At 68.2% G+C, this 18,203-nt stretch carries 17 protein-coding genes and 4 pseudogenes; 6 read left to right on the forward strand and 15 right to left on the reverse strand.

The window, feature by feature from the left end:
* Position 1: 1 nt before the first annotated feature.
* Positions 2 to 403 (reverse strand): DUF6444 domain-containing protein, encoded by a 402-nt coding sequence (locus OHA03_RS42050; protein WP_267009207.1) that lies wholly within the window; start codon positions 401 to 403, stop codon positions 2 to 4.
* Between the two features lie 108 nt (positions 404 to 511).
* Between OHA03_RS42050 and OHA03_RS42055 the strand changes: the two are divergent.
* Both OHA03_RS42055 and OHA03_RS42060 read left to right on the forward strand, forming a co-directional pair.
* Positions 512 to 1,595: pseudogene (locus tag OHA03_RS42055) on the forward strand (integrase core domain-containing protein).
* A gap of 188 nt (positions 1,596 to 1,783) precedes the next feature.
* Positions 1,784 to 1,888: pseudogene (locus tag OHA03_RS42060) on the forward strand (IS5/IS1182 family transposase); the annotation flags it as partial.
* A 118-nt stretch (positions 1,889 to 2,006) separates the two neighbouring features.
* Here the strand turns inward: OHA03_RS42060 and secY are convergent.
* From secY to OHA03_RS42120, 12 genes and pseudogenes are all read right to left on the reverse strand, one after another.
* A complete protein-coding gene (gene secY / locus OHA03_RS42065; RefSeq protein ID WP_267009208.1) occupies positions 2,007 to 3,314 on the reverse strand; it encodes a preprotein translocase subunit SecY in 1,308 nt (435 codons plus the stop codon).
* A gap of 450 nt (positions 3,315 to 3,764) precedes the next feature.
* Positions 3,765 to 4,218 (reverse strand): annotated as a pseudogene (locus OHA03_RS42070) (transposase); the annotation flags it as partial.
* An 85-nt stretch (positions 4,219 to 4,303) separates the two neighbouring features.
* On the reverse strand, positions 4,304 to 4,717 hold the full coding sequence (locus OHA03_RS42075; protein WP_267009210.1) for a hypothetical protein: 414 nt from the start codon (positions 4,715 to 4,717) through the stop codon (positions 4,304 to 4,306).
* Positions 4,718 to 4,833: 116 nt separating this feature from the next.
* Positions 4,834 to 5,061 carry a hypothetical protein gene (locus OHA03_RS42080; RefSeq protein ID WP_267009211.1) on the reverse strand — a complete coding sequence of 76 codons (228 nt, stop codon included), beginning with the start codon at positions 5,059 to 5,061 and terminating at the stop codon, positions 4,834 to 4,836.
* Between the two features lie 64 nt (positions 5,062 to 5,125).
* A complete protein-coding gene (locus OHA03_RS42085) occupies positions 5,126 to 5,635 on the reverse strand; it encodes a TIGR03618 family F420-dependent PPOX class oxidoreductase (RefSeq protein WP_267009212.1) in 510 nt (169 codons plus the stop codon).
* Between the two features lie 65 nt (positions 5,636 to 5,700).
* A complete protein-coding gene (locus tag OHA03_RS42090; RefSeq protein ID WP_267009213.1) occupies positions 5,701 to 7,188 on the reverse strand; it encodes an MFS transporter in 1,488 nt (495 codons plus the stop codon).
* An 89-nt stretch (positions 7,189 to 7,277) separates the two neighbouring features.
* The gene (locus tag OHA03_RS42095) at positions 7,278 to 7,763 is read right to left on the reverse strand and encodes a MarR family winged helix-turn-helix transcriptional regulator (protein ID WP_267009214.1); all 486 of its coding nucleotides are present in this window, start codon (positions 7,761 to 7,763) and stop codon (positions 7,278 to 7,280) included.
* An 89-nt stretch (positions 7,764 to 7,852) separates the two neighbouring features.
* Positions 7,853 to 8,182 (reverse strand): deoxyxylulose-5-phosphate synthase, encoded by a 330-nt coding sequence (locus OHA03_RS42100; RefSeq protein ID WP_267009215.1) that lies wholly within the window; start codon positions 8,180 to 8,182, stop codon positions 7,853 to 7,855.
* A 204-nt stretch (positions 8,183 to 8,386) separates the two neighbouring features.
* Positions 8,387 to 9,781, reverse strand: a complete 1,395-nt coding sequence (locus OHA03_RS42105) for an RICIN domain-containing protein (RefSeq protein ID WP_267009216.1) — start codon at positions 9,779 to 9,781, stop codon at positions 8,387 to 8,389.
* Entirely contained in the window at positions 9,778 to 11,046 is a 1,269-nt protein-coding gene (locus tag OHA03_RS42110) for a family 16 glycosylhydrolase (RefSeq protein WP_267009658.1), read from the reverse strand. The genes OHA03_RS42105 and OHA03_RS42110 overlap by 4 nt, the downstream gene beginning before the upstream one ends.
* Positions 11,047 to 11,240: 194 nt before the next feature.
* Positions 11,241 to 11,708, reverse strand: coding sequence for a hypothetical protein (locus OHA03_RS42115; RefSeq protein WP_267009217.1), 468 nt, complete (start codon positions 11,706 to 11,708; stop codon positions 11,241 to 11,243).
* An 84-nt stretch (positions 11,709 to 11,792) separates the two neighbouring features.
* On the reverse strand, positions 11,793 to 13,178 hold the full coding sequence (locus OHA03_RS42120; protein WP_267009218.1) for an FAD-binding oxidoreductase: 1,386 nt from the start codon (positions 13,176 to 13,178) through the stop codon (positions 11,793 to 11,795).
* A gap of 236 nt (positions 13,179 to 13,414) precedes the next feature.
* Between OHA03_RS42120 and OHA03_RS42125 the strand changes: the two genes are divergently transcribed.
* Together OHA03_RS42125 and OHA03_RS42130 are read left to right on the forward strand one after the other, a co-directional pair.
* Complete coding sequence (locus tag OHA03_RS42125) at positions 13,415 to 14,233, forward strand: pentapeptide repeat-containing protein (RefSeq protein ID WP_267009659.1); 819 nt, start codon at positions 13,415 to 13,417, stop codon at positions 14,231 to 14,233.
* Positions 14,234 to 14,346: 113 nt separating this feature from the next.
* Complete coding sequence (locus OHA03_RS42130; RefSeq protein ID WP_267009219.1) at positions 14,347 to 15,720, forward strand: radical SAM protein; 1,374 nt, start codon at positions 14,347 to 14,349, stop codon at positions 15,718 to 15,720.
* A gap of 274 nt (positions 15,721 to 15,994) precedes the next feature.
* Here the strand turns inward: OHA03_RS42130 and OHA03_RS42135 are convergent, their stop codons facing one another.
* Positions 15,995 to 16,717 carry an NADPH-dependent F420 reductase gene (locus OHA03_RS42135; RefSeq protein WP_267009220.1) on the reverse strand — a complete coding sequence of 241 codons (723 nt, stop codon included), beginning with the start codon at positions 16,715 to 16,717 and terminating at the stop codon, positions 15,995 to 15,997.
* Between the two features lie 128 nt (positions 16,718 to 16,845).
* Here OHA03_RS42135 and OHA03_RS42140 point away from each other — a divergent pair, with 128 nt between their 5' ends.
* Together OHA03_RS42140 and OHA03_RS42145 are read left to right on the forward strand one after the other, a co-directional pair.
* Entirely contained in the window at positions 16,846 to 17,397 is a 552-nt protein-coding gene (locus OHA03_RS42140; RefSeq protein WP_267009221.1) for a glycoside hydrolase family 25 protein, read from the forward strand.
* 217 nt (positions 17,398 to 17,614) lie between these two features.
* Positions 17,615 to 17,884: a hypothetical protein gene (locus tag OHA03_RS42145; protein ID WP_267009222.1), complete on the forward strand. Its 270-nt coding sequence runs from the start codon at positions 17,615 to 17,617 to the stop codon at positions 17,882 to 17,884.
* Positions 17,885 to 17,963: 79 nt separating this feature from the next.
* Here OHA03_RS42145 and OHA03_RS42150 read toward each other — a convergent pair.
* A pseudogene (locus tag OHA03_RS42150) lies at positions 17,964 to 18,092 on the reverse strand (diguanylate cyclase); the annotation flags it as partial.
* Positions 18,093 to 18,203: the final 111 nt, after the last annotated feature.

Raw genomic sequence — 18,203 nt, forward strand, 5'->3', positions numbered from 1 at the left:
CTCAGCAGGCGCATGCCCCCTGGGGGAAGCGGTCGAGCCGATCGTCGACCGCGTCGTCCTCGTGCCAGCGCAGCGCGGTGCCGGGCGCGCCCTTCTGCTTGCCCCTGCTGCGGCCACCCGGCTTGGCCCGGCGCTCCTTGCGTGGCGGGGTATTCCCGGGGCCGTCGTCCTTCGAGGGCAGCATCGAGGAGTTGGAGCTGTTGCGCGAGTGCAGATGCTGGAGCCTCGCCAGTTCCTGGGCCTGCTGCTCGAACTTGTCCATCAGGTCCGCGAGTTGCGTGGCCATGACGGCGATCTGCGCATCCCGACGGGCGATCACCACTGCCTGCTCATCGAGCCGGGCTGCCTGACCACGTGCGAGCACGACCAGCTCGTCACGAGTCATCGACTCCAGCTCGGACACAGCAAGATCCAACCACACCGGACGACCGGCTGTGGGGCTCGCAAAGTCATCGCTGCTGGTGGGAGCCCCCGTGCAAGGCCCTCGGTGGTGGCTGGGATGCTGCACCCCGTGATCATCTCGATCCTGTACCGGGCCACCCGGGCGTTGCTGTCCGTGCCTGCGGTGCTGCTGCGCCGGGACACGGTCAAGGACGCCGAACTGCTGGTGCTGCGGCACGAGAACGCGGTGCTGCGACGACAGCTCAGCGGTCCGGTCCGCTACGAGCCCGCAGACCGGTTCTGGCTGGCCGCGTTGTCGTCGCTGATACCGCGCCGCCGCTGGAGCGGTGTCTTCCCGGTCACGCCGGGGACGCTGCTGGCCTGGCACCGCGGGCTGATCGTCGGCAAGTGGGACTACTCCGACAGACGCCGACGCACCGGGCGCCCTCCCACGGCCGCCGCGCTCAAGAAGCTGGTTCTGCGTCTGGCGCAGGAGAACCCGCGATGGGGCCACCGGCGGATCCAGGGTGAACTGGCCTGGCTGGGGCATCCAATCGCGCCGTCCACGGTGTGGGAGATCCTGCACGCGGCCGGCATCGGCCCGGCCCCGCGCCGTACCGGCCCGAGCTGGCGCGAGTTCCTCTCCACCCAAGCCGAGGGGATCATCGCGGCGGACTTCTTCCACGTGGACACCGTGACCGGCAGGCGGCTGTACGCGCTGGCGTTCCTTGAGCACGGCACCCGCAGGCTCCACCTCACCGGCGTCACCGCCCACCCCACCGGGCAGTGGGCGACCCAGCAGGCCCGCAATCTCGCCGCCGACCTCGGCACCCGCGTCGAGTCGCTGCGCTTCGTTCTTCGCGACCGCGACAGCAAGTACACCGACGCCTTCGACGCCGTCTTCGAAGCCGAGGGCACCGAGGTGCTGCTCAGCGCACCTCGGGCGCCGCGCATGAATGCCCACTGCGAGCGAGTAATCGGCACGATCCGGCGCGAGGCCCTCGACCATATCCTGATCATGAACGAGGCCCACGCTCGACAGGTCCTCGCCGAGTATCAGGAGCACTACAACTGCCACCGGCCACACCGATCACGAGACCAACGACCACCCGAAGCCCCGGAACAGCCAGCGGTGTTGCACGATCGCGTGCCCCGCAGGCTCCTGCGCACCCGTCCTCGGCGGGGTCATCAACGAGTACCGATACGCGGCTTGAGCTGCAGCGATCACTTTTCGAGCCCCACAGGGGCAGGCTTGCGCGGCAGAACGGGCTGAGGGCCGACATTTGGCGGCCGCCGGGGCCTACGTCCGGGGCTATTCGATGCGCCGCACGTGGCGCTGATGGTCTGACGGTATCCGATGCGGGGTTTGTGGATCTGGGGTGGCGGATGCCGCAGGAGACCCGCACGGATGAAGACGTGGAAGATCCTCCGCGACTGTCGCCTGACAGGCGAGCGCTTCCACCACGCCATGCTCGGCATCGCCCGTATGCACAACCTCGCCCTCGCCGATAGGCGAGCGAGCGGCAACACGAAGACCGAGCATGCTCGAGGCGACTCGGAGATCATTTACGGGACAGCCCTCAGGCTGCAGGGATGGATGCCGCATCGCAGCATCCACGGAGGCATCATCGGAGGAAGCCTTCGTAGCTCTGCTGCTCGATCTGGCTGTTGATCTGCTTGACCGTCTCCATCCCGACGCTCACGATGATCAGGATGCTCGTACCGGTGAGCTGGTTGGCGCCGCCGAAGCTCGCGAACGCCACTGTCGGCACCAGCGCGATCAACCCCAAATACAGCGATCCCGGCCAGGTAAGTCTGTTGAGGACGTAGCCCAGGTACTCGGCCGTGGGCCGGCCGGCCCGAATCCCCGGGATGAACCCGCCGGCCTGCTTGATGTTCCCCGCCACTTCCTCCGGATTGAACGTGATCGAAACATAGAAGAACGCGAAGAACACGATCAGCAGGAAGTACGTGGCCACGTAGAAGGGGTGGTCGCCTCGGACAAAGTTGCGTGTGATCCACGTTGCCCATCCCGCGTTCGAGTGGGAGAACTGTGCGATCAGCGCAGGAAGGTAGAGGAGCGATGAAGCAAAGATGACTGGGACCACACCGGCCTGGTTGACCTTCAGCGGGATGTAGGTCGCCGTTCCGCCGTACGACTTACGGCCGATCATCCGCTTCGCGTACTGCACCGGGATACGGCGCTGTGCCTGTTCCACGAAGACGACCAGGGCCACCATGGCGAACCCGACGAGAATGACACAGCCGAAGCTGAACCACCCATCGGCGATCTTGCCCTCCTGCTTCACGGCCCACAAGGCTCCCGGGAATGTGGAGGCAATGGAGATGAAGATAAGCATTGACATTCCGTTGCCGATGCCGCGTTCGGTGATCAGCTCGCCGAGCCACATCACGCAGGCTGTCCCCGCGGTGATCGTGAGCACCATCACCACCGTCGTGAAGATGGAATCATCCGGCACGATGCCCGCGGCGGCTTGGCAGTTGGGGAACAACGCGCCACTGCGGGCGGTCGCCACCAGGCCTGTGCCCTGCAGGACAGCAAGGGCCACCGTCAGATAGCGGGTGTACTGGGTGATCTTCCCCTGTCCGGCCGCGCCCTCCTTCTTCAGCGCCTCCAGCCTCGGGATGACCACCGTCAGCAGCTGAAGAATGATGCTCGCCGTGATGTACGGCAGGATGCCCAGCGCGAACACCGTGATCTGCAGCAGAGCCCCACCACTGAAAAGATTCACCAGACCCAGCAGGCCGCCACTGTCAGATGCCGCATCCAAACATGTCTGGACATTCTCATAGCTCACCCCCGGGATCGGAACATGCGACCCCAGGCGGTAGAGCACGATGATGCCGAGCGTAAAGAACAACTTCTTACGCAGGTCAGGGGTTCTGAACACCTGGACGAACGCGCTGAGCAAGGAATCCTCCTTCGCCCCTGCGCCAGTGCGCCAGAGCTGTCATTCAGGGCTCAAGAATGCAGAGCAGAAGTTCTTCGCAGCATTGGAAGACCTCTGCCACCGAAAGACCTGTGTCCCGCCCAAGGGCACCGGAAAGCTCCCCATGGCTACGGCGTGACATCGATAGCCGCACACGTACGCCACAAAGAAGAGGTGCTCACAGGACGGCCCGCGACAGGCACCATCATCGAGTGGACCACCGAGATCGGCAACCCGACAAACCAGATGCCTGGATGCCTCGTTCCGAGCCAGTAGGCGGCGGAGCGTCAGCTGACCTTTTGCTATCTGAGGGTACGCCGGCTATCACAGCGCAAATATGCCAAAATTCCATACGCAGACAACGGTCGCAACCGGGACTCTGTAACCGCAGCAGCCTCTTCATTCTCCTCACGTCCGCGTTCACATCCAATCGGACGGAATGCCGGTCAGTGTCGATCGCACCGTAGGCCCGACTCGTGGAACCGTCATCAGGCGGTCCCAGGGACGGGCGGTGGCGGTGTCGTAGAGGCGTGTGTCGGTGACGGTTTCGGTGTCCGGGGTGCCCCAGGTGTAGGGCTGCAGGTCCCGCAGCCTGGGCGGTGACGGTGGCGGCTTCATCCCCCGACGTCAGACGCAGTGCGTCCAGCGGTGCGGGCCACGAGCTGCGGCCGGGCCCGAGCGCGCAGACGATCGAGTACGGCCAGCCGGGGACAGGGACGTGCTCATGCTTCCCTCGCCCGTAGGTGTGGCACAGGATCCGCTGGAGTGAGGTGTGGGCGTGTGCCCGCAGCCAGCCGGTGACGTCGATGGCCCGGACCAGCCGGCCATCAGCGGCCCGCGGCAGCGGCACTTCGGCCAGCGTTCGACGCAGCCGGATCGTATCCACATGTGCAGACCGGTGTTGTGCGTGAGGTCTCCTCAGGTCGGTGCGACCACCGCATTGGCCACAAGCCTGGGCGGCACCTCGCGCTTCAGCAGCGGCCGCCGGGCGCAGAACTCGCCGAGCTTCTCTTCCGCGCCTGTACATCCCGGGCGAAGAGATCCCAGCCGTCCAGTTGCTCGGTCGGTGGATTGTCCGGGTGCCACCCGGGGGACACTGCCTCGTCGAGCAGGGCTCTGACGGTGCCCGGCTCGTGCAGGTTCAACCAGTTGCCTGCTGAGGTGCCGACAGCCCCGGACGGCAGAAAGCCGTCGGGGACCAGCTGGCCGGGGCCCGCCCGGAAGACGACCAGGAGCCGCCCGCGCGCACCCGAGCGGCGGATGGTGAGTACTTCGCGGCAGTCCTGGTACCGACTCCGGTCGGTGTGGCGGTGATGACCGACCGACCAGAGAAACGTCTCGTCACCCACGACGAGACCCCGTGGCTTCCTGCTGCTGCGGACCATCGTCAGAACTCCGTCCAGCGCGCATACGGTGCGGGCGTTGACATCGAATGACGAACCGTTTTCCGCGGCACTGTCCCCGCCTGCCTGCCTGCCAGCCTGGCCGCCGGTCGTGGTGGTCAGTGCCCGCTGCCGGACATGCTCGGCTGAAGGGACCGTACGAGATCGAAGAATCTCGCCTCGTTGCCGCGGAGCCCCGCACGCCGCAACGCACTGTCGGCCTCGGCCATCGGGGAGGCAAGCAGCGACAGATACAGCGGCGCCTGGTCCTGGTCCGCGAGAGCCGCCCGAGTCGCTTCCAGTAACCGGACGTACGCCTGGGCCGCAGCGAGCTCGTCGTCGTGCATTTCAGCATCTCCTGGTCAGAGGTGTCGGACCATCAAGCATCCCTCATGGGTCTGACAACGTGGTTCAGGACTGCGCTGCGGGGACGTCCAGGGCCGTTCCGTAAAGACGGGAGACCCGAAGGCGGATCACCACGCGCCGGTCTGCCACGACCTGTTCCAGGAATGCGGCCTCTTCCGCCACGTCCTCGAACCCCGGTGTCATGGCGAGCAGTTCACGGCCGGTCGCGTCACCCGGAGCGGTGGTCACCTCCGAGATCTCGGCATCGCCCTCGGCGACGGCGAACGAGAAGACGTCCGGCCCGTGTACATGCAGGGCGGCCCGCGGTGCATTTCGCAGTCGGCGCACCTTCAGACGGTCGGCCGTGGCAGAGATGCGTATCACGCGCTCCTCGGGATGCCAGTCGTACAGCACCGTGGACAGATGCGGGTGGCCGCTGCGCCTGACGAAGGAGAGCACTCCGAACTGCTGATCGCGCAGAAGCCGTGACAGCTCGTCATCGGTGAGTACGCGGGGTGCGGGTCCGGCGCCCGGCTGCTGCTCGTCGTTCGCCGGCTCCTCCGTGTTCGCGTTCATGAGGCGACCTCTCGTCGGCAGTGGTCGTGAAGGAAAGGAATTGGAGGGGGAGGGGGAGTGGGAGGTCAGACAGTCGCGGCGCTTCCCTCCGGGGCGGCGACGGGCTTCGGCCGCTGCGGGCGCAGTACCGCGAACGCGACGACGAAAGCGGCGACGAGGAAGCCGGCGCCGATCACGAACGCCAGGTGGTAGCCGCCCGTCAGCGCCGCAGCCCGGCTCTGTCCGTCCGCGAGCAGCTCGTCGGTCCGGGAGGCTGCCAGCGTGGACAGCAGTGCGATGCCCACGGCCATGCCGATCTGCTGGGTGGTGTTGAACAGCCCGGACGCGAGCCCGGCGTCATCGTCCTTCGCGTCCGACATGCCGAGCGAGGTCAGCGCTGGGAGCGCGAGACCGAAGCCGGCCGCGAGCAGCATCACCGGAAGCAGATCGGTCAGGTAGTGGGCATGGACGGGTACGCGCGCCAGCAGCCCCAGCACCCCGACCAGCAGCACGAGTCCGGCCAGCAGTACACGCCGCTCGCCGAAGCGCGCATTGAGACGGGCCGAGACGCCCAGGGACACCACGCCGATGATGGCCGCTGCCGGAAGCATGGCGAGTCCGGTCCGCGCGGAGCCGTAACCGAGGACCTTCTGCAGATAGAGGGCGACCAGAATCTGGAACGAGAACAGTGCGGCGACCATGAGGAGTTGGACCAGGTTGGCACCAGCGACTGTGCGCGACCGCAGGATCCGCAGCGGGAGCAGCGGGGTTCCGGCGCCGGCCTGGCGGGCGATGAACGCGCCGAGCAGGACGGCGGCCGCCACCCCCAGACCGAGCGTGTGAGCCGAGGTCCAGCCGTACTCCTCGACCTTCACGACGGTGTAGATCGCCAGCATCAGCCCGGCGGTGACGAGGAGCGCCCCGATGACGTCGGCCCCGGCGCGGAGGCCGAGACCGCGGTCGGCGGGAAGCACGGGCACGGCGACGATGAGGGCCGCGAGCCCGATCGGCAGGTTGATGAAGAAGATCCAGTGCCAGCTGAGGGCGTCGGTGAGGACCCCGCCGAGGACTTGACCGATCGACGCACCGGCCGCACCGGTGAAGCTGAACACGGCTATCGCGCGGGCGCGTTCCCTGGGCTCGGTGAAGAGGGTCACGAGGATGCCCAGGCCGACGGCGGACGCCATCGCGCCGCCGATGCCCTGCAGGAATCGGGCGGCGATGAGCAGCGCGGGCGTGGTGGCGAGGCCCGCCAGCAGTGATGCAAGGGTGAACACCGCGGTGCCGGCCAGGAACATGCGCTTGCGGCCGAGCAGGTCGCCGAGCCGTCCTGCGAGCAGCAGCAGGCTGCCGAACGCGATCAGATAGGCGTTGACGACCCAGCTCAGTCCGGCCGGGGTGAACCCCAGGTCGTTCTGGATGGCCGGCATGGCCACGGTGACGATGGAGCCATCGAGGATGATCATGAGCATCCCCGTGGCGATCACCCCGAGGGCCAACCGGCGGGAGCGGGTTGTGGTGGCAGGTGTCGTGGACGAGGCGGCGGGTGCGGGGCGAGCAGAAGGCGCGGACATGCGGTCTCTCCTGTCGAATGAGGTGACAAGAGAGAAGTTAGCAGATGGTTTTGTTGCAGACTATTTGTTTCGGGCCGATCTGCCGGCCGCTACCCGCGCTGGCGAGCGCGACGCACCGTCTGCGGACTCTCGGCGGGAGTGGCCAGATGGCCGTCCACCAGGCGCTTCATCGCTTGCAGCAGCACCTCACGCTCGTCCTGGGGGAGGGAGCCGAGCGCCCGCTCGTGCACCCCGTCGACAATCTTCTGGCTCTCTTCGGCGACCTGCGCACCCTTCTCGGTCACCGCGATGATCCGTGCGCGGCGGTCCTTGCTGGACGGGCGGCGCTCGGCGAGGCCGGCTTTCTCCAGGGCGTCGACCGTCACGACCATCGTGGTCTTGTCCATGTCGCCGATCTCGGCGAGCTGGATCTGGGTCCGCTCCTCCTCCAGGGCGTGCACCAGGACGCAGTGCATGCGCGCCGTGAGCCCGATCTCGGCGAGCGCTGCCGCCATCTGGGTCCGCAGAACGTGACTGGTGTGATCCAGCAGGAAGGAGAGGTCCGGTTCGGTCCGGGCGGGTGCCATGGCAGTCATGCCGCCCAGGGTAATCGCGATTCGGTCCGTGATGGATTATCCGGCACCTGGCCTATCCGATGGCCGGCCCGGCCGATCGCATGGGCACGCTAGGGCAGGCTGCGACGCACCAGCGCTCGGGCGAACGGTTCCCCGGTGGTGCGCGCGTACGCCATCCGCTCGCGCACCTCGCTCATGGTGCGCGGACGGTAGCCGGGACCGCCGCAGCAGCTCTTGTGGAAGCGGATGCCCGCATGCAACAGGACCGAGAGCGTGCGCCAGGCATCCGTGTCCCGGCGCCGCGGTGTGGCGAAGGCCGAGCCGACGTGGATCAACGGCTGCGTGCAGCGCGGGCAGATTCGGTCGTGGTCTCCCGTGCAGCGCTGCTTGTACGAGGCCCGGCAGGGCAGACAGACGTACGAGGTCTTCGCGTGTGACATGCGGGGAGCGTAGGCCCTGACGGGCCTGGCAGCGACGGGAATTCGGCGGGGCGGCCAGGGCGGCCACCAGTTGCGGCCACGTTGCGGGGGGTCGCGGAACCGCCCGCCGGCCCGGTGGTTCACACCGGCGCCCGGCGGACGGTCCGCGTCGCCTTGGAAGCGCAGCGGGCGACCAGCCGGCAGCCCCCTGCGCTTCCCGTCACGTCATCCCGTGTACTGGGCGAACACCCGCGTGTAGTCCCACGCCTGCTGGCTCACGCCGGAACAGGTGTCGGCTCCGCCGCCTGTGCAGGGCCGGTCACGGTTCACCGACCAGAAGGTGAGCCGCGCCAGGTGGTGCTGCTGGGCGTAGGCGAGGATGGTGCGGAAGTCGTCGACCGTCACCGTCTCGTTGTCATCGGTGATGCCGTTCATCGACGAGATGCCGATCGACCGGTAGGTCTGGTCGTCGCTGTATCCGTACGCGCTCTTGACCGCGTTCTTCAGGCCCTCGGCGGCACGTGTGGTGAGCGTGCCCATGTTCTGTCCGGCGCCGCCGAAGTCGAACGGCATGATCGTCCAGCTGTCGACGGTCAGCCCCGCGGAGGCGGCCCTGTTGATCAGACTGGTGTCGGGGCCGCTCTGGCCGGTGCCGAAGGTGACGTACACCTTGATGCCCGGGTTGTTGGCCTTGATGGTCTTCAGTGCGTCGACCGTGCGTTGCTGGACCGTGGCGTTGCTGTAGGCGTCCGCCTCGATGTCGATGTCGATCGCCTTGAGACCGTACGCGTTGATGACCTTCTGATACGCGGCGGCGAGCTCACCCGCGCTGGAGCAGGAGCTCTCCAGCTTGTTCCCGCTCCAGCCGCCGAAGGACGGGATGACGTCCCCGCCGGCGCCGCGCACGGTGTTGATGGTCTGCTGGTCGACGCCGCCCGTCAGGGGTCGCCCGCCGTCCCACTGCGGGTTGCAGTAGCCGTTGCTGAGCACGAACGCCAGGGTGAACCACTTCACGCCGGTTGCGTTCATGACGGTCGTCGGGCTGGGCGGGCTGCCCCAGCCGTTGTACAGATAGGGCGCCACGGCCATCGTTCCACCGGGCGTGGGGGTGCCGCCGTCGGAGGGTGCGGTCCACTTCTGGTTGGCGGTTCCGGCGCAGGTCCAGATCTGGAGCCGGGTGCCGTTGGCGGAGGAGTTGCCGGTGGCGTCCATGCACTTGTCGGCCTGGGTGTTCACGATGTCGTGGGCCGCGGAGACGGACCATTTCTGGTTGGCTCCGCCGCTGCAGTCCCACAGTTGCAGCTGTGTGCCGTTGGCGGTGCCGTTGTCCTTGGCGTCGAGGCACTTGCCGAGCGCGCGGATCGTACCGTCGGTGCCGACGGTCCACTGCTGGGCTGTGGTTCCGTTGCAGTCGTAGAGCTGGACTGCTGTTCCGTTGGCGGCGGAGGCGCCTGCCACGTCGACGCACTTGCCGCCCAGCCCTGTGATCGCGCCGGTGGCGGTGGCCGCGGCACTGGCCGTGGCGGGCAGGGTGACGAGCGAGGCCCCGGCGGCCAGGAGGAGTGCTGCCGGGAGGGCGAGCGGGCCGAGGCGGCGGCGCGAGCCGGGGGAGGGGCTCATGCGGCGTTCACCGTCCACTTCTGGTTGGCGGTTCCGGCGCAGGTCCAGATCTGGAGCCGGGTGCCGTTGGCGGAGGAGTTCCCGGTGGCATCCATGCACTTGTTGGCCTGGACATTGACGATGTCCCGGGCGCCGGACACCCCCCACCGCTGATTGGCTCCGCCGGTGCAGTCCCAGAGCTGGAGCTGGGCGCCGTCGGCCGTGCTGTTGTCCTTGACGTCGAGGCACTTGCCGAGCGCGCGGATCGTACCGTCGGTGCCGACGGTCCACTTCTGGGCGGCGGTTCCGTTGCAGTCGTAGAGCTGGACTGCTGTTCCGTTGGTGGCGGAGGCGCCTGCCACGTCGACGCACTTGCCGCCCAGCCCCGTGATGGTGCCGCCCGTGCCGCCGGAGCCGCTGTCACTGGTGGTGACGTGCACGTAGTCGACGACGAGCTGTTGCGGGAAGGCGGTGCTGCCGTCGGGGTCGCCGGGCCAGTAGCCGCCGACCGCGAGGTTCATGATGATGAAGAACGGCTTGTTGAACACCCAGCTCTTGCCGCCGAGGTCGGCGGGCGTACGTCGCTGGTAGACATTGCCGTCCACGGACCAGGTGATGGAGTCGGGGGCCCAGTCCACCGCGAAGGTGTGGAACGCGTCGGCGAACGCCTGGCTGCCGGGAAGGGAGTAGCCGGCCCCGATGCCGCCGGAGCCGGAGTACCCGGGACCGTGGATGGTGCCGTGGACCGTGCCTGGCTCGAAGCCGACGTTCTCCATGATGTCGATCTCGCCGCTGTTGGGCCAGCCGACGCTGCCGAGGTCGTCGCCGAGCATCCAGAACGCCGGCCACATGCCCTGACCGCGCGGGATCTTCATCCTGGTCTCGACGTGCCCGTACGTCGAGGTGAACTTGCCGGCCGTGTTCAGCCGGGCCGAGGTGTACTCGCACCGGCCGTACCAGCACTGGTAGTTGCCGGGGTTGTCCTTGCGGGCGGTGATGACGAGATTGCCCTGGCCGTCGAGGGCGGCGTTGCTGTTGCCCGCGGTGTAGTACTGCCGCTCGTGGTTGTTGACGTTGTCGCCGGTCTCGATCTGCCACTTGCTGCCGTCGACCGCCGATCCGGCCGGACCGTTGAAGTCGTCGGAGAACGTTGTCGCGGCGGCAGCGGCGGCGACACGCGGTTCGGGCACCGGGGCGGCGCCCGCGGGAGCGGCGGTCACCGCGCCGGAACAGCACAGCAGGGCAACGAGGTACAGCGCCGTCCGACGCCGTCTGGGGGTTCGCACAGTCATCACATCACTTCATGGTGGGGGCATGCTCATGACAGATCGCACGCTGAACCGGCGCCCGGGTGACGTTCGGCCCCGACGCTTAATTCATTTCTTGATTTAAGTGTTGGCACGAGAGGGCGTCAAGGAGCTGGTACGGACCTTCTGTTGACGGACCGCACCACCGACGCGTTCAGGACTTGAACGCCACCTCATCGCTCGACCTCCAGGAACCTGCGGCGCCGCGGCCCCCGGTACAGCAGCGCCGTCCAGCCCAGCCGTCCCAGCGCGGCCGCACACCGGGTCAGCTCGGCCTCTTCCTCGTGCGCGGCGCCGCTGCCCGGCGGACCGAGCCACTCCACCCGTACGCTGCCGGGCGCCTCGCCCTCCTGCACGCGATACCCGGAGGCGACCCGCTGCCCGGACGCGTCGACGGCCGACGGAAGGCGGCCGTCCGCCTCCAGCGCCAGGGACACCGCCCGTACCGCTTGACGGAGCTCCCACTCCGCCGGCACGCCCTCCGGGTCCTGTCGGCCGGTGTTGGTCAGCCGCCGGATCTGCAGCAGCCCCTCGAACGCCGTCCGTACCGACGCGGCACGCTTCTCCGCAGGACCCGGGGGCAACGGGCCGTCCCCGGTGGCCGGTTCGAACCCGGTGTCATGGCCGTTCCCGCCGCTCATCCGCGTCCCCTTCACCCGTACGTACTCCTGCCAGTTTGCGTCGCCCCACTGACAGCGGACCGCGCCCAACCGGCCCACCGGCCGCTACACCGCTGAGGCGGGCCCCGAGCCGAGCACCTTTCCGGGATTCAGGATTCCGTGCGGGTCCAGGGCCGCCTTCACCGCGTGATGCATCCCGAGCACCGCGGGCCCCAGCTCCTTGTCCATACCGCGCATCTTCAGCAGTCCCACCCCGTGCTCGCCCGTGACCGTTCCACCGAGGGCGATCGCATCGTCGAGGATGTCCTCGAAGGCCAACTGGGCGCGCGCACGCGCAGCCTCGTCACCGGGCGGCGTGATGATCAGCGGGTGCAGATTGCCGTCACCGGCATGCGCGATATTGGCCACCAGAATGTCGTGCCGGGCCGAGGTCCTCTCGATCCGGGCCAACATTTCCGGCACCGCGGTCCGTGGCACGCAGACATCCTCGGTGAGCACCGGACCGAGCCGCTCCAGCGCCGGATAGGCCAGCCGTCGCGCCTGGAACAGCGCGTCCGCTTCTTGCTGATCCGTGGAGACCACAGCCCATGTGGCGCCCGCCCGCTCGAAGCAGTCCCGGACCAGGTCGGCCTCGGCGTCGCCCTCGGCGCCTGGGGTGTCGACCCGGCCGAGCAGCACCACATCCGCGTCGGCGGACAGCCCCATCTTCATCCAGGCGTCGACGGCGGCGAGGCAGTGACGGTCGACCAGTTCGAGCGCCGACGGGATCACGCCCGACGCGGTCACAGCGGTCACCGCCTCACCCGCGGCGACCACCGAAGCGAAGTATCCGGCCACGGTCCGCTCTTGCGGCCGCGCCGGACGCAGCCGCACCGTGATCTCCGTGATCACACCGAGCGTGCCCTCGGAGCCGACCATCAGCCCCGCGAGGTCGTACCCGGCGACGCCCTTCGCGGTACGGCGGCCCAGCGACACCACCTCGCCGAGTCCGTTGACCACTTCGAGGCCGAGCACATAGTCACGCGTCACGCCGTACTTGACGCAGCACATCCCCCCGGCGTTCGTCGCGACATTCCCGCCGATCGTCGACCAGGGCGAGCTTGCGGGATCCGGCGGATACCAGAGCCCGAGCTCCGCGCAGGCCGCCCGCAGGTCGTCATTGACCACACCGGGCTGGACGACGGCCAGCCGCTCCGCGGCGTCGATGTGCACGATCCGGTTCATGTCCTCGAAGGACAGCACGATCGCCCCAGCGACAGCGTTCGCGCCGCCGGACAGACCGGTGCCCGCACCGCGCGGCACCACCGGGATGCGATGCGTCAGACAGTGCCGTACCACATCCCGTACCTCTTCGGTGCTCTGCGGACGCACGACCGCGATGGGTGTTCCGTACGGGGCCCACTCGGCCTCGTCGTGCTGATACCGGGCGAGTCCGGCCGGATCGGTGAGCACCCGCCGGGCCGGGATGCTGTCGACTGGTGTGTTCGCCACGTCGGTGGCCACCTCCTACAACGATGCAAGCCTCCATCATCGCGCGCACCGCTGCCGGCCTGCGCCGGGAGGGGGCCCGGGCACCCGTGAAGTGAGGCTGTCCATCCGCGTGCGCCTCGGTCTGGGGACCTCGGTAGGCTCGACCGTCCAGGCACTCCGTACACCAGAGGATCCAACGCACCGTGTCCGACAACGCCCGAGGCTCCGGCGCCGACCGCACCACCGACCGCACCGAGCTGCGCGGCGACGACCGTGCCGCCCTGCGGGCCGACTGCGCGAACTGCTTCGGGCTGTGCTGCGTCGCGCTGACCCTGACCCGGTCGGCGGACTTCGCGGTCAACAAGGACGCCGGGCAGCCCTGCCACAATCTGCAGGACGACTTCCGCTGCGGTATTCACACCGAACTGCGGAGCCAGGGCTTCCCCGGCTGCACGGTGTACGACTGCTTCGGCGCCGGCCAGAAGGTCTCCCAGGAGACGTTCGACGGACAGGACTGGCGGCGGGCCCCGCAGACCGCCCAGCAGATGTTCCAGGTGTTCCCGGTCATGCGACAGCTCCACGAACTGCTCTGGTACCTCACCGAAGCCCTGACACTGCACGCGGCCCGCCCCCTCCACGGCGAGATACGACGCGCCCTCGACACGACCGAACGTCTCACGCACGTCGCCCCCGATGCGTTCGCCGACCTCGATGTCGCCGGACACAGGGACGACGTCGCCGCGCTGCTGCTGCGGACCAGCGAACTCGTACGGGCCGGCGCCCCCCGCAAGAAGAAGCGGAACCACCGCGGCGCCGACCTCATGGGCGCCCAGCTCAAGGGCGCCGACCTGCAGGGGGCCGACCTGCGCGGCGCTTATCTCATCGCCGCCGACCTCACCGGCGCCGACCTGCGTCTGGCCGACCTCATCGGCGCAGATTTCCGGGATGCCGAACTGTCGGGAGCCGACCTGACCGGGAGTCTGTTTCTCACACAGGCACAGATAAACGCGGCGCGGGGCGACGCTGCCACGAAGCTCCCGCCGTCGCTCAGTCACCCCACGCACTGGGACAAGTGACCGACGGCACCTGCCCCCCCCGGACGGCGTCGCGAACGGTTGACGTCCGTGGCTCGTTGCACAGTGTGGCGTACCGCAAGAACCTTCGACGCCCGGACCGAGGAGCCCCGCACATGCCCAGCCGCACCGACACCGGCCGCAGCGACCCCGGCGACCCCAGCCGCACCGACGCGAGCCGTACCCGCCTGATCGAGCAGCTCATGGAATGGTTCCCGCACGTGCCGCGGGAAGCCGTCGTCAAGGAGGACCTGCTGCGCGGCGGCGTGGCGTTCGACGAGTCCGCGCTCAGTGACAACGAGGACGGTGACGTCAAGCCGAAGTCATACTTCATCTTCTCCTTCGACCACGGCACCCTGCCCGAGTTGGGCGCGGCCGCCCTGCGTCGTCCACCGGAGGAGATCGTGCTCACCGGAGGCCCGTACGAGCTGCGCCGCACGGTCGTGTCGGTACGAGTGAACCCGGCGTCGCCGTACCGTGTCGCGGCCGACAAGGACGGCGCCCTGGGGCTGTACCTGGACGGAAGCCGGATCTCGGACGTTGGCCTGCCGCCGATGCCGGACTACTACCGGCACACGCTCGCCAACGGCAAGTCGGTGATGGAGGTCGCGCCCACCATCCAGTGGGGCTACCTCGTCTATCTGACGGTCTTCCGAGTCTGCCAGTACTTCGGCGCGAAGGAGGAGTGCCAGTACTGCGACATCAACCACAACTGGCGCCAGCACAAGGCGGCGGGACGCCCGTACACCGGTGTGAAGCCCGTCGAGGAAGTGCTGGAAGCGCTCGCCATCATCGACCGGTACGACACTGCGAAGACGTCCACCGCCTACACCCTCACCGGTGGCGCCATCACATCCCACATCGGCGGCCGCGACGAAGCCGACTTCTACGGGCAGTACGCCAAGGCCATCGAGGACGCCTTCCCCGGCCGCTGGATCGGCAAGGTTGTCGCGCAGGCCCTGCCGAAGGAGGACGTCCAGCGCTTCCACGACTACGGCGTCCAGATCTACCACCCCAACTACGAGGTGTGGGACCGCCGACTGTTCGAACTGTACTGCCCCGGCAAGGAACGCTACGTCGGCCGTGACGAATGGCACCGCCGCATTCTGGACTCCGCCGAGGTCTTCGGTGCCCGGAACGTCATTCCCAACTTCGTGGCGGGCGTGGAGATGGCCGAGCCGTTCGGCTTCACGACGGTCGACGAGGCCATCGCCTCGACCACCGAGGGTCTGCGGTTCTTCATGTCGCACGGCATCACCCCGCGGTTCACCACCTGGTGCCCGGAACCCACCACGCCGCTCGGGAAGACCAACCCGGACGGGGCACCACTGGAGTACCACATCAGATTGTTGGACGCCTACCGCTCGACGATGGAGGAGTACGGGCTCACCTCGCCGCCCGGGTACGGTCCGCCCGGACCCGGGCGCGCCGTGTTCTCCGTCAGTTCGTTCATGGACAGCCTGCCGGCCGCCCCGGACGACGGGCGGTAGACGCGAGGGGGCCAGGGACCGGGCAATGCCCGGACGGTGGGCGCCGGGTCGGTCAGCCGTCGGACAACGCCCCTGCGCCGGGGGCACGTTCGCGTGCGACTTCGGCGAAGTCATCGCACCGAAAGCGTTGCACGTGCTGTCGGCCCGCGCCGGATTCGGGCGGCGCGCTACGAGCGGAATCGGAGGCAGAGGCGGTGGGCGCCGGCGAATACGGCCTTGGTGCCCGCCCCGCCCTGCCGACCGGGGGCACGCGTGTGGACGGGGGCTCGCCCCGTCAGGCGCGCCACTCGGCCGTACGTTCTGGGGAGGCCTCGGCGAGCGCCTTCGCGATGGTCTCGGCAGTGCCCCGGTTGCCGTAGACGGGAGTGCCCGGCTGCTGGCGCCAGGACTCGTCCAGACTGCCCGCATCCACTGTGTCGAAGCCCAGCTCGTCTATGAGGTCGCGCACGGTCTGCTTGGCGGCCGCGTCGTCACCGGCGACCGGCAGGGCCTGACGGGCGGGGCTGTCCTTCGGGAGAGCCTTGGAGAGGATGTCATCCGCGTAGGTCCCGTTGAACGCCTTGATCACCGGGTGCCCGATCTGTTCCTCGGTCCACCTGCTCTCCGGCAGCCCGTCCTCGATGGCGGCGACACGGCCGTCGCGCTGCTGCGGGTAGTAGTTGCCGGTGTCGATGACCACGACGTCTTCCGCGGCCCCGTTCAGGAATCCGGCGGGCAGGTTCGGGACTGCCTTCACCGGAATGGTGATGACCACGACACGGGCGTCCTGTGCCGCCTCCGCCGCGGTGACCGGCGTGGCTCCGGTCTCCTCGGCAAGTGCGGTGAGCGTGTGCGGGCCGCGGGAGTTGGCGATGGACACCTCGTGGCCCAGCGCGGTGAAGCGCCTGGTGAGGTTGCCGCCGATGTTGCCCGCTCCGATGACTCCGATCTTCATGGATCCGACCTTCCGATGGTGCGTGCGGTGTGCAATGCGGTCTTGCCGCTTCACCAACTCCATGGCGCCGGTACCTATTCCGGGTGGCCGGAAGACATTTCGCCCGGTGGGCCGGACGGGTGAGAACCGGCGGCTGCGGGCACGTACAGAACGAGAAACGGAACCAAAGAGCTCACTTGAAGGCGGAACCCATGCTGCATGGCGTCGATGTCAGCTCGTATCAGTCGTCCTTCGACACGGATGGACTGGACTTCGTTTTCATCAAGGCCACCGAGGGCCGTTCGTACGTCAATCCGCATCTGGCCTCGCAGGTCAAGCGGGCGAGGGACGCCTCATGCGTGGTCGGCTTCTATCACTTCCTGTGGCCGGGCAATCTCACGGCGCAGGCGGAGTACTTCGTGATCAAGGCCCCGGAGAAGGTTGGCGACCTGCTGGCCGTCGACTGGGAGGTGACCGGCGACGGAACGCACGCGACCAACGCCGAGAAGGACCGCTTCATCCGCGAGGTCAAGCGCCTCCGGCCGGACCACAGGGTTCTGCTGTACTGCAACCGGCACTTCTGGCTGAATTACGACACCACGTCGTACGCCGGTGACGGCCTGTGGATCGCCGACTATGTGACCGCGGGCAAACCACGCATCAAGGCGACCTGGCGCATCCACCAGTACACCGACAACCCGCTCGACAAGGACGTGGCCGCGTTCGCTTCGCGCACCGCGATGCGCAACTGGGCCCGGCCCTAAGGGCGCCCGGCCGATCGGCCCGGCGATCGGGAGCCGCGCCGCCGCAGGCGCGTCCGCGTCCGCCGGACAAGTGAATACCGGCCATCGTGGCCGTCGGATCACGCCCACGGGCGGCCCGGTACATCGGCTCCCGCTCCGGCCGGTCGCACGCACCCGCGAGCGACGTGGCGCCAAGTCGCTGACCCGATCCGCAGGCCCGGTGCGGCAGACTTCTTCGGTGACCACAACAGCGGCTCAACCACCACGAGACCGCGCGCTCGGGCGCGGCATCACGACCCTCATTCCGCAGGCCGAGACCGTCACTCCGGCGGAGCAGGCGGCCGCCGTGCTGGCCGGGATGCAGAGCGTTCCGGTACGCATCGGCGTGCTCCAGGCAGCCGTGGTGCTCCTGGAGGAACGGGTGCGTACGACAGAGGACGACACGGAGCGCAGAGCGGCGGCGACAACCGTGGCCATGCTCCGTGGCGCGATCTGCCAGGCCGGCTGAACCGCCGCCATGTCAAGGCCCGGTGCGGATCGGCTTCTGCGGCTCGGTCCGCTTGCGAGGCCTGCTCGGCTTACTCGGATCACTCCGGCCAGGGAGAATCGAGGATCGTACGGACGAAGTCCCCGCGCTCGAAGCCCGGCACGTAATGCTCCAGCACGTCGGCCTTCATATTGCCGAAGGTCGTCTCCGGCTTCGGCCGGCAACCGCTCGTCGCGTGGCAGTTCCCGCCTAGAGGACGCCTAGAGTTTGTCCCGTATGGGGTGGTACTTATCCCCTGGGAGGCATGTTGTGGAGCAGTTGGCTACCTGAGGCCAGAGCT

Origin of the sequence: Streptomyces sp. NBC_00154, from assembly GCF_026342835.1 — a bacterium.
Lineage (GTDB): Bacteria > Actinomycetota > Actinomycetes > Streptomycetales > Streptomycetaceae > Streptomyces.

Excerpts from the sequence above, each read along its gene's own strand:
- OHA03_RS42105 (WP_267009216.1), bottom strand. The coding sequence starts at position 9,781 with ATGAGCCCCTCCCCCGGCTCGCGCCGCCGCCTCGGCCCGCTCGCCCTC.
- OHA03_RS42095 (WP_267009214.1), bottom strand. The coding sequence starts at position 7,763 with ATGACTGCCATGGCACCCGCCCGGACCGAACCGGACCTCTCCTTCCTG.
- OHA03_RS42140 (WP_267009221.1), top strand. The coding sequence starts at position 16,846 with ATGCTGCATGGCGTCGATGTCAGCTCGTATCAGTCGTCCTTCGACACG.
- OHA03_RS42135 (WP_267009220.1), bottom strand. The coding sequence starts at position 16,717 with ATGGAGTTGGTGAAGCGGCAAGACCGCATTGCACACCGCACGCACCAT.
- OHA03_RS42085 (WP_267009212.1), bottom strand. The coding sequence starts at position 5,635 with ATGAACGCGAACACGGAGGAGCCGGCGAACGACGAGCAGCAGCCGGGC.
- OHA03_RS42130 (WP_267009219.1), top strand. The coding sequence starts at position 14,347 with ATGCCCAGCCGCACCGACACCGGCCGCAGCGACCCCGGCGACCCCAGC.
- OHA03_RS42090 (WP_267009213.1), bottom strand. The coding sequence starts at position 7,188 with ATGTCCGCGCCTTCTGCTCGCCCCGCACCCGCCGCCTCGTCCACGACA.
- OHA03_RS42115 (WP_267009217.1), bottom strand. The coding sequence starts at position 11,708 with ATGAGCGGCGGGAACGGCCATGACACCGGGTTCGAACCGGCCACCGGG.
- OHA03_RS42075 (WP_267009210.1), bottom strand. The coding sequence starts at position 4,717 with ATGGTCCGCAGCAGCAGGAAGCCACGGGGTCTCGTCGTGGGTGACGAG.
- OHA03_RS42080 (WP_267009211.1), bottom strand. The coding sequence starts at position 5,061 with ATGCACGACGACGAGCTCGCTGCGGCCCAGGCGTACGTCCGGTTACTG.
- OHA03_RS42100 (WP_267009215.1), bottom strand. The coding sequence starts at position 8,182 with ATGTCACACGCGAAGACCTCGTACGTCTGTCTGCCCTGCCGGGCCTCG.